The sequence below is a fragment of the Acinetobacter sp. 22512 genome, from assembly GCF_052044755.1.
Lineage (GTDB): Bacteria > Pseudomonadota > Gammaproteobacteria > Pseudomonadales > Moraxellaceae > Acinetobacter > Acinetobacter pittii.
This window is the reverse complement of the sequence record NZ_JBQENP010000004.1, coordinates 51,351-65,834: the sequence shown is the minus strand read 5'-3', so window position 1 is coordinate 65,834 and position 14,484 is coordinate 51,351. Positions and strand designations below refer to the sequence as shown.

10 protein-coding genes, 1 tRNA gene and 1 pseudogene are annotated in these 14,484 nt (G+C 36.7%); 6 read left to right on the top strand and 6 right to left on the bottom strand.

Annotation, left to right across the window (positions count from 1 at the left end):
* Positions 1-80 precede the first annotated feature (80 nt).
* Entirely contained in the window at positions 81-959 is an 879-nt protein-coding gene (locus ACTJJG_RS05985; protein ID WP_002118503.1) for a MetQ/NlpA family ABC transporter substrate-binding protein, read from the bottom strand.
* Between the two features lie 447 nt (positions 960-1,406).
* Positions 1,407-1,496: transfer RNA gene (locus ACTJJG_RS05980), tRNA-Ser, on the bottom strand.
* A 352-nt stretch (positions 1,497-1,848) separates the two neighbouring features.
* On the opposite strand from ACTJJG_RS05980, the gene greB reads away from it, so the two are divergent.
* The 3 genes from greB to ACTJJG_RS05965 all read left to right on the top strand — a co-directional run bounded on the left by greB (position 1,849) and on the right by ACTJJG_RS05965 (position 5,160).
* Positions 1,849-2,319 (top strand): transcription elongation factor GreB, encoded by a 471-nt coding sequence (gene greB, locus ACTJJG_RS05975; RefSeq protein ID WP_017480520.1) that lies wholly within the window; start codon positions 1,849-1,851, stop codon positions 2,317-2,319.
* Between the two features lie 220 nt (positions 2,320-2,539).
* On the top strand, positions 2,540-3,514 hold the full coding sequence (locus tag ACTJJG_RS05970) for a 3-oxoacyl-[acyl-carrier-protein] synthase III C-terminal domain-containing protein (RefSeq protein WP_032004380.1): 975 nt from the start codon (positions 2,540-2,542) through the stop codon (positions 3,512-3,514).
* Between the two features lie 533 nt (positions 3,515-4,047).
* Complete coding sequence (locus ACTJJG_RS05965; protein ID WP_440608916.1) at positions 4,048-5,160, top strand: transglycosylase SLT domain-containing protein; 1,113 nt, start codon at positions 4,048-4,050, stop codon at positions 5,158-5,160.
* Positions 5,161-5,250: 90 nt separating this feature from the next.
* Here ACTJJG_RS05965 and ACTJJG_RS05960 read toward each other — a convergent pair whose 3' ends face one another.
* Positions 5,251-5,634: an SCP2 sterol-binding domain-containing protein gene (locus ACTJJG_RS05960; RefSeq protein WP_002118641.1), complete on the bottom strand. Its 384-nt coding sequence runs from the start codon at positions 5,632-5,634 to the stop codon at positions 5,251-5,253.
* 204 nt (positions 5,635-5,838) lie between these two features.
* Positions 5,839-6,744 carry a tRNA 2-thiocytidine(32) synthetase TtcA gene (gene ttcA, locus ACTJJG_RS05955; protein ID WP_002118895.1) on the bottom strand — a complete coding sequence of 302 codons (906 nt, stop codon included), beginning with the start codon at positions 6,742-6,744 and terminating at the stop codon, positions 5,839-5,841.
* Positions 6,745-7,317: 573 nt separating this feature from the next.
* Here ttcA and ACTJJG_RS05950 point away from each other — a divergent pair.
* Positions 7,318-8,109, top strand: a pseudogene (locus tag ACTJJG_RS05950) (lytic transglycosylase domain-containing protein); the annotation flags it as partial.
* Positions 8,110-8,367: 258 nt separating this feature from the next.
* Complete coding sequence (htpX, locus tag ACTJJG_RS05945; protein WP_002118851.1) at positions 8,368-9,273, top strand: protease HtpX; 906 nt, start codon at positions 8,368-8,370, stop codon at positions 9,271-9,273.
* Between the two features lie 48 nt (positions 9,274-9,321).
* Here the strand turns inward: htpX and ACTJJG_RS05940 are convergent, their stop codons facing one another.
* Positions 9,322-9,897, bottom strand: coding sequence for a DUF4112 domain-containing protein (locus tag ACTJJG_RS05940; RefSeq protein ID WP_017480518.1), 576 nt, complete (start codon positions 9,895-9,897; stop codon positions 9,322-9,324).
* Positions 9,898-9,970: 73 nt separating this feature from the next.
* Entirely contained in the window at positions 9,971-13,066 is a 3,096-nt protein-coding gene (locus ACTJJG_RS05935; RefSeq protein ID WP_032057443.1) for a multidrug efflux RND transporter permease subunit, read from the bottom strand.
* A gap of 263 nt (positions 13,067-13,329) precedes the next feature.
* On the opposite strand from ACTJJG_RS05935, the gene ACTJJG_RS05930 reads away from it, so the two are divergent.
* Entirely contained in the window at positions 13,330-14,472 is a 1,143-nt protein-coding gene (locus tag ACTJJG_RS05930; RefSeq protein WP_017480516.1) for a glycerophosphodiester phosphodiesterase, read from the top strand.
* Positions 14,473-14,484 lie beyond the last annotated feature (12 nt).

Below are 14,484 nucleotides of genomic sequence, written 5' to 3'. Positions count from 1 at the left end.
TTTTACTTATTTCAAAAACCACAAAGCTCTGAGAATTTCAGAGCTTTGTTTTCTTAAATTTGTTTAAATCAAAAAATTACTTATTTGATGTCTGCAAATTCAGAAACAGGTTTGTTCACTTCAACTTTTGTTCCACCGAATTTTTCGCTCACAAACTTTTGAACTTTAGGTAAGTGGTAAAGTTCACCCAGTTTTGTATAGATCGGGTCGTTTTTGTTCGCTTCAGCAACACCCAACAAATTCACATAAAGCTTTGTAGACTGGTCAATAGGCTCACGGAAGATAGAATCTTTCATTACATTGAGGCCACCCTCAAGTGCCAATGTATTACCCAACACAATTGCGTCTACATCGTTTTTAACACGAACTGCAGTAGTCATTTGAATTGGTTTTAATTGTAAGTTTTTAGGGTTTTCAACGACGTCATTGGTCGTCCCTTTTACAGGATCAAAGTCTGGTTTGAGTTTAATCAGTTTAGCAGACTGTAATAATGTTAAAGCGCGCGCTTCATTGGCAGTATCATTTGGAATCGCGATAGTTGCGCCTTGTGGGAACTCTTCAACAGATTTAACTTTATTTGCATAAATACCCATTGGCTCTAAGTAAGTTGTCGCAACAGCAGCAACTTTAGCTGTATTTGAAGAGTTATAAGCTGCCAAATAGTTAAATGACTGGAACGCATTTACATCTTGTTCGCCACTTGCTACAGATGTATTCAATACAACATAATCAGTTAGGTTAGTAACTTCAAGTTTAATGCCCGCTTGAGCAGTTTCAGGAAGCGTTGCAACGTATTTCCATACGTCAGTGTCTGAACCTGTTGAAACCAGTTTAATAGTTCGAACTGACTCAGTTTTGTCTTTAGCTGATGCTGTATTTTCAGTTTTTGCAGGTTCTTTATTACATGCAGTCAGTGTTAGAACAGATGCGCTGAACAGAACACTAAATAATTTTTTCATAGATACATCCTAAAATAGGAAACGCCTATCTTACAAAAGAGTCAGGCATTGCCAACCAATGGGTCAAAATACAATTTTGGGGCGGAAATAATTTCCAGATATCGGGTTTAGAAAACTGAATTCAGCATCATTCCTTCCTTGAACTTGCTCGCTGAACAATAGAATTATGTTTTGAAACAGTTTCTAAATATTGGCTCATCATATATCAATAAATGAATATTCTACAAATAACTTGTTCGATTTTGATATATAGAAACTTAATTGGTAAGATATTGAAAATAAAAAATATATTATATAAATATAGTAATTTTGATTAAAATATATACTTATTTGATTTATATGAAATTTTCAGGATTTATTAGCAGTATTTAAGCTAAATCTTAATGTAATGTAGACACTAGGTATAAAAAAAAAGCCCTTGTCATTAACAAGGGCTTTTTAAGAATCTGGCGGAAGCGGTGAGATTCGAACTCACGGAGGACTCACACCCTCGTCGGTTTTCAAGACCGGTGCATTAAACCGCTCTGCCACGCTTCCAACGAGCGCTATAATATAAATAAAAATTGAAGTTGGCAAATCTTTTTACTTAAGTTTTCATCTAAATGCTCAAAATAAAAACAAAAAACCTTAAATTTTTAGTTTTTATCTACTTATTGCTACTTTTCATCTTAAACAAAACTCTCTTTTGAGATTCTTAGCTATCTTTGACAGCAGAACACTCTTGGCATAACTAAATGATATTCGTTTATCTTTTTGATAACATATTCACACAGATAAGAAGCTTTACGCTTTACTCAGGGTATTCTGCCCTTTGCACTTACTGATAAGTTTTAATTCCTGATGTAGTTTCTAACGAAACTATCTATATGAAAGAAGTTTTGGCCATATGATGAATCGCAAACTATTAACGGCTGAAGGTTATCAACGATTACAAGATGAGTTAAATGATCTTGTAAGAAAAGAACGTCCAGAGATTACTAAAATTGTGTCATGGGCAGCCAGTCTTGGTGATCGCTCAGAAAATGCAGACTATCACTACAACAAAAGAAAACTACGTGAAATTGATCGTAGAATTAGATACCTAACCAAACTATTTGAAGTCGCACATAAAGTTGAATATAGCCCTGAACAAGACGGAAAAGCATACTTTGGAGCATGGGTTGAGTTAGAAAATGACGAAGGCGAAGCTATTAAATTTCGCATAGTCGGCGATGAAGAAATTTACGGTCGTAAGGATTATATTTCTTTGCAATCGCCTATGGCAAAAGCTTGTTTAGGTAAAAGTATAGATGATGAAATACAAGTTCAAACTCCTAAGGGTAAAATGATTTGGTATATAACAAACATCTCTTATCAATAATTTAATTTTTATTACAATATAATTAAGTGAAATATAATATTGAATTATATTGTCATTGAAAATCAATATAGCTCATTGATTTTTAATATACACCTATATAAGCTCATGTATAAAAATAAAAAACATAAAAATTAAAATTAAAAAAATAAATAAAATGCCATCGATAATAGATTAAAAACCAAACAAAATTTTATTTTTATAATAAAGAGATTATTTAACTATGAAAGGTATAAAAATTTCTGCTATATCAACCTATCATCCAGAAACAATTAGAAATAATGATTACTATTTAAATAAATTTGAAGATAAAGACAGTTTAAATAGAATTTTTGAAAAAGTAGGTAGAAATAAAAGGCATGTAATTATTGATGAGGAAGAAAATGCTCTCTCAATGGCAATTCATGCTTCAAAAAAATTATTAAAAAATTATAATATTTCACATGATAGTATTGATATTATTATCTTTTCCTCTACAACATTACAATATCTATCTCCAACTAATGCTTTACTTATTCATTCAGAACTAAATATTAAAACTGACTGTATATGCTTTGATATAAATGCTAATTGTTTAGGAATGTTTGTTGCCCTTGAACAGGCATCAGTTTTACTAGCGTCTAAAGAGAGCTACAAACGTGCACTAGTGATTGGATCTGACCATCTAACAATGCTCGGAGATGAAAAGCAACCAATTCCTTCAACAATTGTAGGAGATGCAGCAGCAGCCATAATACTTGAAAAAAATACTGGTGATTCAGGCATTATTGACAGGATGTATCAGACAGATAGTAGTTTTTGTAAAACTATTGTTTTTCCTCCTCATGGTTTAACGAATTACCATAGTAAGGAACAAAAAATTCATTGGGCACCATTTACTGGTTTAGAAAGCGTGGAATTTGCTGCGGACGCGTTAGAAAAGTTATTAAAGAAAAATAATTTAAAAATTGAAGACATATCTTGTTTTTTATTATCTCAATTTACAAAATCTAATATTGACATTCTTCAGGATAAAATCAATATACCTACTGAAAAAATTGAATATATTGGAGATCAATATGGGTATACAGGAGTAAGTAGTTTTTTTATTGCCTATAAAAAACGTTTAGAAAAATCACTTATAAATAAAGGCGATATTATTGTTTTTTGGTCTTTAGGAGCAGGTTATCAGACCGGTGTAATGTTATGGAAGATTTAATGAAAAATAACTTATAAAAATATTACCTTAGTTAAAAGATACTTTTTTAACAAGTATCTTTTAACTTCAATTTAATTATAAACAAATTAAATTTATTAGAACAAAACTAAATTATTTTATATTTTCAATTATTTAACTTATATCAATTTACCTAGTATCTAAATCAAATTTCACGTTGTACTAACACGATGGCTACAAAATGTAGCATTTTATACCCTATTTTCTCACATCAGAAGTGTATAAATTTTCTTCCTTAAGAAATTCATGTGTTTATGATGATATATCGAAGTTTTAATTGTACAAAATTTGACATTACTTTTTTTCAATATTATGATGCGCGCAGTTTAAATGTTGAGCATTTTTTAACCCACTCGAAAACTATGTAGATTTTCTACACAGTTTGTTTTTTTCATTTCATGTCATTTTGAATGACGTCATGACTGCCCACCCCTTATTGAATTTATCAACTTTTAGAAGTTATGGCAGCTTTTTGTCTGACTTTTAGGGCATAAATTATCTGTAGCGGAGACAACATGCACAGTAATTCAAGTTCTGGGTCGAGGCTTTGCCTTAACTCTTTATTTTCTTCTCTCCCGTTAAAAGCTCTTGCACTCAGTACTATACTTCTCCCATTTCATAGTCTTAATGCAGGAAAAACCCTACAGTACAATACTGTAGTTAACACAAACACTTTAACTGTTGTTGCGGTAGAAAGCCCGACAACCGTTTTCAAAGAAGATCAGTTTTTACACGGTTTTGGTTACGACTTAGCACGTAACTATGCACAGAACCTAAATGTAAAGCTGGACTTTAAAATCGTGGCAGACAATGCCACTGCACTTAGATGGGTTCAGCAAGGTAAGTCAAACTTTGCGATGACTACAGCAGGTTTAAGCACAATCGAAAACAAAGGTTTAATGTCGTTTTCTGCAAGTTGTGGTGACACAGCAAATTTGCAAAAAAATGGCTTAAATCCTGAGTTAAGTTGGGTATTTAAACAGGCTGATGACCCACTCACACAGACCGCCAGCGGCTTTGTATGCCAGAGTAAGCAAAATGGTGTGACTCAGCAGCTTGCTTCTTTTTATAACCGCAATGTGGTTAAACCAGAAGCATGGTCAACCATTCAACGTGACTTAAGCACACGTTTACCGATTTACAAAGCAAGCTTTAAGCAAAGCGCAGCGAAGTATGATCTAGATTGGCATTTACTTGCTGCAATTGGTTATCAAGAATCATATTTAAAGCCTGAATCTGTTTCTCCCACAGGTGTTCGCGGCTTAATGATGTTAACTAATAGCACTGCTAGAGCAATGGGTGTAAGCAATCGTAGCGATCCTGCTCAGAGTATTCAGGGCGGCGCGAAGTATTACGATCTGATGCTAACCGAATTTGATAATATTCCGTTCCCTGATCGGAACTGGTATGCGCTTGTGGCCTATAACATGGGACCAGGTGCGGTAAGTCAGATTCAGAAGCGCTTGCAATCTCAAGGGAAAGATCCGAACAAATGGGTCAACCTCTATGACTATTTGCAAAGTAATAAAACGCGAAATGGTCGATATAAGCAAGCAGTTCAATATGTCACTCGTATCCGTGCTTATCTTGAACATATCAAAACGGCGCAAACACGAATCAATATCTAATTTTTATTTTTAAAAGTTGATAAATTCATTGTTTGTACAAATAAAAAGCTTACCTTTTTGGGTAAGCTTTTTATATGAATTCTTTTAGATTTAAGCTGTATGCTCTAATACTTTCTTAAACAAATCTTTTTGTTCTTGGCTTGGCTTAGCTGTTTGTAAAGCCATTAATTGAGACATGTCGCCTTGAACTTTAATTTTACCAGTCATGAATGCCTGCATAGCAGCAGCCATATCAAACTCTAAGAATACTTTACGTAAAGTCTCAGCATCCATATTTAAAGTTGTTTTGGCATTTGAAGACAAACCTTTTTGGATTTTACCCCCATCTAAAGCTAATTCGGTATTTCCAGAAGCATCTGTCACTACTAAATTAATTGCCAAGTTCGCAAGAGCGGGCGGCAAATTAAGATCACCTGCTTCAGCAGTTAATTTTTCGACAGTCGCAAACCAATCTTCAGTTAAAAATGCAGGCATGATTCTTCCTCAAATTTATTTGTTCAATTTCTCTGGTTGTCTATCCAGACAACATCATGTGAAGCAATTCTGCTTGTGGCTTGTTATAGCATGTAATTTAAATTTTGGGCTATGACTTTTTGTACGGAACATTCATTTTTTAGTATTTTGATACATTAAAGGCACTTGTTTATAAAGTGCCTTTAACATTCTTTATGCTAGCGTTTATTCAGCAGCGAAGCTTAAGTTCACGACATCTAAACGGTTCTTAAGCTCTTCGGGATCTTTAATATCCAACTCGCGCTGAGAATCTAGAGCCTCGAAATCAAACAATTCGCGGTCTGCTAACTGAGACGGAGATACGTTTTGTAATGCCCCAAAAATGCTGTGTAAGCGCTTCGGATATTGTTTATCCCATTCACGTAGCATTTCATTAAGCATGGCACGCTGTAGGTTTTCCTGCGAACCACAAAGATTACATGGAATGATTGGGAACTGACGAATCTCGGCATATTTAATAATGTCTTTTTCTTCAACATATGCCAAAGGACGAATCAAAATGTTCTTTTTATCTGACGATAAAAGCTTTGGAGGCATCGCCTTTAAGCTACCGCCATGGAACAAATTCAAGAAGAACGTTGCAATGATGTCATCACGGTGGTGACCTAAAGCAACTTTAGTCGCACCGATCTCTTGTGCAAAGCCATATAAAGAACCACGGCGTAAACGTGAACACACTGCACAGTAGGTTTTACCTTCAGGTGTTAAACGTTTAGTAATGGTATAGGTGTCTTTTTCTAAAATGTAATATGGAATGTTGTTCTCTTCCATATAACGAGGCAAAACATCTTCAGGAAAGCCTGGTTGTTTTTGGTCGAGGTTAACCGCAACCACCTCAAAATTGATTGGTGCAATACGCTTAAACTGCAATAAAATATCGAGCAAGGTATAACTGTCTTTACCACCAGACACACACACCATGACCTTATCGCCATCTTCAATCATATTGAAGTCACGAATAGCATGCCCAACTTGACGGCGAAGCTTCTTGAGCAAACGGTAATAGGCCGAGCTTGTTGGAAGTTCAGGCTTAAAATTAAATCCCTGATTGGACTCAACTGGCGCGTACATAGACGAGATATACCCATAAATAAAAATACCGCGCAATTTTATATGATTCAGAAGAGAATCGCATCAAAAGAATAGTTTCAATTCTTGAAGTCGTCACATTGCTCGTGCATGATGCAAAACACATGCTCTATTTTGACTGAAGCGTTCAAAATTTGTGCAAAATGCTTACTTTTTGGACTTTTCCACAGTTTTCCACAAAACCTGTGGATAAAATTGTGGATTTCTTCGTACTTGACAAACTGTTTTGGCCTTCTGTTAAGGGTTTTCTTTAAATTGATCATTTTTTAACCAATGTTTTTTATTTTTAATAATCAACAAGTTAACCATGTCAATAGAATCATTTTAAAAAAATTTTTTAATTTTTTTTGATGAGCATTCGAACAAATCAGCTTGATTTTTTGAAAGAGTCGAAATAAAAAAAATTACACAAATCTTCTTTAAGTAATATTTTTTGATAAACTCTTTTGCAAGTTTTGAGTACCTAAAAATTGTGAATAACATAAAATGAAAAATTCGGTTCAATTTCTTGTTTCTTGTTTGCTGGGGATGACCACTTTTACGGTCGGCATAACTTCGAGTTCAGCGGGTCAAATGTATATTTACCAAGATAAAAACGGTAGTACATTACTCACCAACCGGAAAAGCTATGACCACTCTCTTAAAAAAGTAAAAGTGACCTATTACCCTGATAGTAATATTCACAGTTATACAAACTGGGGAGCATCAGAAGCTTCTGTTTTGCCAAGCTACAATAAAAATAAGAACGCTTTCGACCACATTATTAGACAAGCTGCACAACAACATGGTGTTTCAGAAGGTCTAATTAAAGCCGTTATGCACACCGAATCAGGATTTAACGTAAGAGCTCGTTCGCCAGTAGGTGCTCAAGGCTTAATGCAGCTTATGCCTGCGACTGCCCGTCGTTTTAATGTCTCTAACGCCTATGACCCGCAACAAAATATTTTTGCAGGCGCTAAATATTTAAGCTGGTTACTCAAGCGTTTTAATGGAAACACGCAAATGGCACTTGCGGCTTACAATGCCGGTGAAGGTAATGTCGATAAATATGGCGGTATTCCCCCTTTCCGTGAAACACAAGATTATGTGCGTCGTGTAACAAGTCGATACCAAAACCTATATGCATCGGGTTCAGGTTTTTCATCTTTTACAAATACTTCAGTACAAACCGTTTCACATCCTTCTAATTTGGCAGAAAACACAACAGCTCAAATCACGACTCAATCACCTAAATATTCATCTTCTCGTCAAATCGTGACTTTATCTGACGGTACCTATACCGACGCACCAACAGGCACTTATGTCACCAATAATGCCACCGCAATTGCCCATATACGAATTGAATAAACAATAAAGAAGAACGGCGGCTCGCAGTTCTATTTAGGTAAGTTCAGATGTTTTAAATTGTAATGATCTATTACCTGATCTTTACCATTTTGACGAATTTAGCCAATTATTCTTTAAATTTAGGTACATTCTGCTAAATGAAAGAATGTATCAATTCCTTATTTTTTTCTTGAATTTTTCCCCCAAGCCCCGCATATTAGCTTCATGATTTCGAATTTGTAAATCAGATAACATTTTATTTATAAGAGGATTTTCTCAATGATGCGGATTGGTTTGTTTTTGCTTACCAACCTCGCGGTACTGGTTGTAGCTGGCATTATTTTGTCACTCTTCGGTGTCGGTAGTTACCATGGCGCGGGTGGCTTGAATCTAGGCAACCTTTTAGTGATCTGTTTTGTGTTTGGTATGGTGGGATCTTTAATCTCGTTATTCATGTCAAAATGGATGGCTAAGAAAACGACTGGTACAGAACTGATCGACCCGAATGCTCCTCGTAACCAAGCTGAAAGCTGGTTATTGCAAACAGTCGCTGAACTTTCTCAACGTGCTGGTATCAACATGCCAGAGGTTGGTATTTTTCCATCATATCAATCCAATGCCTTTGCAACAGGCTGGAACAAAAATGATGCCTTAGTTGCCGTTTCATCTGGTCTACTTGAACGTATGAACAAAGATGAGCTACGTGCTGTGCTTGCGCACGAGATTGGCCACGTTGCGAATGGTGACATGGTTACCCTAGCGCTCATCCAAGGTGTTGTGAACGCCTTTGTTATGTTCTTTGCTCGTGTAGTTGGTGACTTTATCGACCGTAATGTCTTTGGTCGTCAAGACGATGAAGCCCCTGGTATGGGTTACTTCATTATTACCATGGTATTGGATATCGTCTTTGGTATTCTTGCTTCTGCCATTGTGATGTGGTTCTCTCGTTATCGTGAATACCGTGCTGATGAAGCAGGTGCACGTTTAGCAGGTAAACAAGCAATGATTTCTGCATTATTACGTCTCCAAGCTGAGACGGAAATGCCAGATCAAATGCCAAAAGAAATGAAAGCCTTCGCAATTGCGGAAGGTAAAGAACAAGGTTTCAGCTTAGCTGCTTTGTTCCAAACCCACCCAACAATTGAACAACGTGTGGCAGCTTTACATCAATTAGATTGCCCATAAAACGTTTAATGTAAAAATAAAGCCTCCAAATGGAGGCTTTATTTTTTATTACATGGTTTGATAGAGACTCCAAAGATAGCTTGCCCCCCACCAAACAGCTAATCCAATTAAAAGCAGTACAAGCGCACCTACTAAATCGGGAATATGCAACCATAACCAACTGACAATAGGATTTCGCCAGAAAGCTGAATGCTGCTGCTTCTTTTCGAGTTTTTCATGTAAGTACGGATGAACGACATGAATATCACTCTGAATCGCATATTCTTCCCGTATATGCGTATGAACTACATCTAGTGCTTTTCGACTTGGTCTTATAAAAATATCAAAAATAGTCCCAGCCACTGGAACAAATCCGACTACAGCATCTACAACGGCAAGTTTGATGACTGGAGTCAACTTATGTTGAGGCACACCAATTTGTTTAGCTTTATAGATGGCATAACAGGTCAATGCGAAACCAGCGACATCACCTGCAATTGGAATCGTACTCAGCGCAGCATCGGCACCAATACCTTGCTTTGTAAAAGGAATGCGAACTGCACTGTCCATCATGGTTGCAAACTTGGCCAGATCTCGTTCTAGTGCGATGACCTGTTGCTCTGTTAATTTTTTTTCTTGAGGCATTTAAATCAAATATATAAAGAGAAAGTTAATCTTAATATACTTGATTTAATACCTGTTTTTAAATTGTTTACTTTTAACTAGTAGCCTTCGATCTAAACAATGAACGCAATAACACGTACATGACTGGAATAAAGAACAGAACCAGTACTGTACCGAACATTACGCCACCTAAAATACTAATACCGATTTCTTGACGGCTTACAGCCCCTGCCCCTTGCGCAAAAACAAGAGGAATCACACCTGCACCAAAAGCCAAAGAAGTCATTAAAATCGGTCTTAAACGTAAGCTCGCGCCTTCTAAAGCTGCTTCAATTGCACTCTTACCTTTTTCTTGCGCCAAGGCAGCAAACTCAACAATTAAAATTGCATTTTTACAAGACAATCCAATTGTGGTTAACAGTGCAATCTGGAAATACACATCATTTGGTAGACCAAAAATATAAGAGAAAATGACACTTCCTCCCACCCCAAGCGGAATAGAAGTCATCACCGCAGCGGGAATGCTTAAGCTTTCATAGAGTGCGGCTAAACATAGGAAAATAAAGCCTGCCGAAATTAAATATAACCAGACGGCCTGATTTGTCGACTTCTGTTCTTCAAAAGATAAACCTGTCCATGCCAAGCCAACGTCTTTTTGCTGATTTACGAGTTGTTCAACATCTTTCATTGCCTGACCTGAACTACTACCACTTGCAACATCTGCTTGAAGCTGTAAGGCACTATAACCCATATAACGTTTTACAATTTCAGGAGCGCCGCCCCAACTGAAGTTAGCAAATGAGCTAAAAGGTACCATTTCATTTTGGTTATTACGTACAGACCAATTATATAAATCTTCCGGTTTTGATCTGAACTGGGCATCACCTTGAATCATGACACGCTTGATACGACCACGGTCAATAAAGTCATTTACATACGTTCCACCCCACGCACTCGACAAAGTGTTGTTAATCGCGGGTAGCTCTAATCCATTTGCTAATGCTTGTTTCTGGTTAATTTTGATATTGAGGTTTGCTTTACTGTTAGTAGATTGCTTATCAAAGTTTTCAAAACTTGAATAGCTTTTACTCTGTGTTTGCAACTGACGGAAGGTGTTATCTAGAAAATCTTGCCCTTGACCATTTAAATCTTGAATCCATAAATCCAGACCATCTGTTTGGCCCAAACCATTAACTGAAGCAGGTAATGTCACATTAATTTGTGCATTACTAAATTGACTAAAATATTTCATCGCACGCTTTTGTATAGCGTCAGCCGAATTTTCCTTTCCAGTACGCACATCCCAAGGTTTTAAGGCAATAAATCCCTGTGCCAAGTTTTGGCCTGTACCAGAATAATTTCGGCCATAGCGGATTAAAACCAGATCCACATTCTTATCTTCTTGAGTTAAGAAATATTGACGGACTTGTTCTCCAATTTTTTGACTTTGTGAGATCGGGGCACTATCAACAAGCTTAATTTGAACACTTAAAATGCCTTGGTCTTCTTTAGGAATAAATCCACTTTTTAAACCACTATAGAACAGTGCAAAAACAGCAATCAAAGCCACAAAAATCACGATAACCGATTTACTGTATCGAATGCTTGTCTGGACGATTTTTATATATTGATTTTTAAGTTGATCAATTTTTTTGTTAAACCAAACTGCCCAGCGCATAGGCTTTGGATTCGGTTTTAAAATTAAGGCACATAAAGCGGGTGTTAAGACTAATGCTACCACGAGTGATAACGCCATAGCGGCAACTAAAGTAATGGAAAACTGACGGTAAATTACGCCAATTGAACCACCTAAAAATGACATTGGAATAAAAACGGCCGTTAAAACCAATGTAATTCCGACTAAGGCACCACTAATTTCTCCCATCGACTCAATGGCTGCTTCTTTCGGTGTTAAATGCTGTTCATGCATGAGCCGTTCAACATTCTCAACGACCACAATCGCATCATCTACTAGCAAACCAATCGCGAGCACCAATGCAAACAGCGTTAAGGTGTTAATACTAAAACCGAGCACATATAAAACAGCAAAGGTTCCTAAAATAACAACAGGAACGGTAATACTCGGAATGAGTGTCGCGCGCCAGCTTTGTAAAAACAGGAACATCACCAAAATAACTAAAATAATGGCTTCAATAAGCGTCTTTACAACTTCTTTAATAGACTCTTGAACAAACGGCGTATTATCTCGTGGATAAACAATTTTATAGCCAGCAGGTAGCTTGGTTGTAAGCTGATCTAGAGTTTGATGGATGAGTTTAGAGGTCTGAATCGCGTTTGCACCAGAAGATAAAGAAATACCTAAACCAGCGGCCGGATAGCCATTAATAGTGTTAAAAGACTGATAATTTTCTGCACCCAACTCGACTCTAGCAATATCTTTTAAGTAGACATAGCTCGCTGTTTGATTTGCTTTCACTACAATATTTTTAAAATCTTCGACTGTTTTTAGTCGAGATCCTGCGGTGACTTTCGTATTTAAATATTGTCCATCAATGACAGGTAAATCACCGATTGCACCTGCGGCAACTTGTGTATTTTGAGCAGTGATTGCATTCGCTACATCACTTGGCATTAAATTATATTGTTTTAATTTCTCTGGATTTAGCCAGATTCGCATCGCATATTGCGAACCGAAAACATCAGACTCACCCACCCCTTCAATACGATTCAGGTCATCTACCACATGCGTCGTTAGATAGTCCGATAGCTCAATATTGCCCGATTTACCTGTAGAGTCATATAAACCTACCACCATAAAAGTATCGCCGAGTGACTTACTCACGGTCACCCCTTGGCGTTGTACTTCATCGGGTAAACGTCTTATGACGCCACTAATACTATTTTGTACTTGGACCTGTGCTGTATCTGGATTTGTGCCATTATCAAAACTAATAGTAATTCGGCTACGTCCTGATGAATCACTGGTAGAGCTGAAATAAAGTAAATTATCAATACCTTGTATTTGTTGTTCTAAAATCTGAGTAACACTTTGCTCAACCGTTTGTGCATCCGCACCACTATAACTTGCCGAGACTGTAATTTTAGGAGGGGCAATATCAGGATAGCGCTCTACGGGTAAATTCAGCACCGAGAAAATACCAAATGCCATAACAATAATTGCGAGTACACTGGCAAAAATGGGACGCTGAATAAAAAATTTAGATAGCATGGCTGCTCAGAATTAGGTCGTCAATTAACAGATGGCAATACCAAATTTGCCCTCTTGATCATCAACGAGCGATATAAAAAAGACAAGTAGAATTAACACAATAAATGCAATTAGAACAAAAACAAAGCAAGAACTGGCATTTCCTACAAACCCATAAACAAGGTTTTAACAAGTGTCACTGAAAATTCATGAATTCTTCATGATCACGTCAAGTTCAAGCATCAGACTAAATACGTTTCGACTAAAACAATATGAGTAAAATTATGTTTAAAAGAGCACTTTTATGCTTAAGTTTAATTAGCTTGGTTGGTTGTAATGATGACGATAAAACTGAAAACTCACCAACCACACCAGAATATCAACTTCCTAAAATTTTAGTGGTAGGACATCGCGGCGCGAGCGCTTTGCGTCCTGAACACACATTAGCTTCATATCAAAAAGCGATTGATGATGGCGCAGATTTCATTGAACCTGATCTAGTCTCTACAAAAGATAGCGTATTGGTTACTCGCCATGAAAATGAGATTGGTGGAACAACCAATGTAAGCACTTTAAGCCAGTTTGCAGATCGTAAAACAACAAAAAATATTGATGGTAAAGACTTAACAGGCTGGTTTACAGAAGACTTCACTTTAAGTGAATTACAGCAGCTTAAAGCGCGTGAACGCATTCCAGAGTTCCGACCAGCAAACACAGCCTACAATGACCTCTATCCCGTCCCGACTCTAGAGCAAGTGATTGAACTGGCTGAAGCAAATTATAAGAAAACGGGGAAAATTATTGGTTTATATATTGAAACCAAACATCCGACTTATTTTAAAAAACAGAAACTGGCAATGGAAGATACTCTTCTTAAAACCTTAGCCAAATACGAATATACACGTGATATTGCACCTGTCTATTTACAGTCTTTTGAAGTGAGTAATCTAAAATATTTAAAAGATCAGCTCGACCTTCATAAAACGATTAAACATGCACAAATCATTCAATTATATGACGCTAAAACCTCTCAACCAGCCGACTTCGTTGAATCTGGCGAAACTAAAACTTATGCATATTTAGCCACAGCACAAGGTTTAAAAGACGTGGCTAAATATGCAAATGGTGTAGGTCCAAGTAAAGGCTATATTCTTAACTTTAATGACAATGGCTCGGTTCAAACGACTTCGTTTATTACTGATGCACATACAGCTGGCTTGAAAGTACATCCTTATACTTTCCGCCCAGAAAATAATTATTTACCAACGCATTTAAAGTGCAGTCAAGATAAACCAGCGGAGCGCTGTCCATCTGGTGCTTTAAAAGAGTTTGAAGCCTATTTTAAAGCTGGTGTTGATGGAGTCTTTACAGATGACCCAGCACTTGGCCGTGAAGCCGTTATTAATTTTGAAAAAGCTGCAAAATAAATAAAGTTTTTA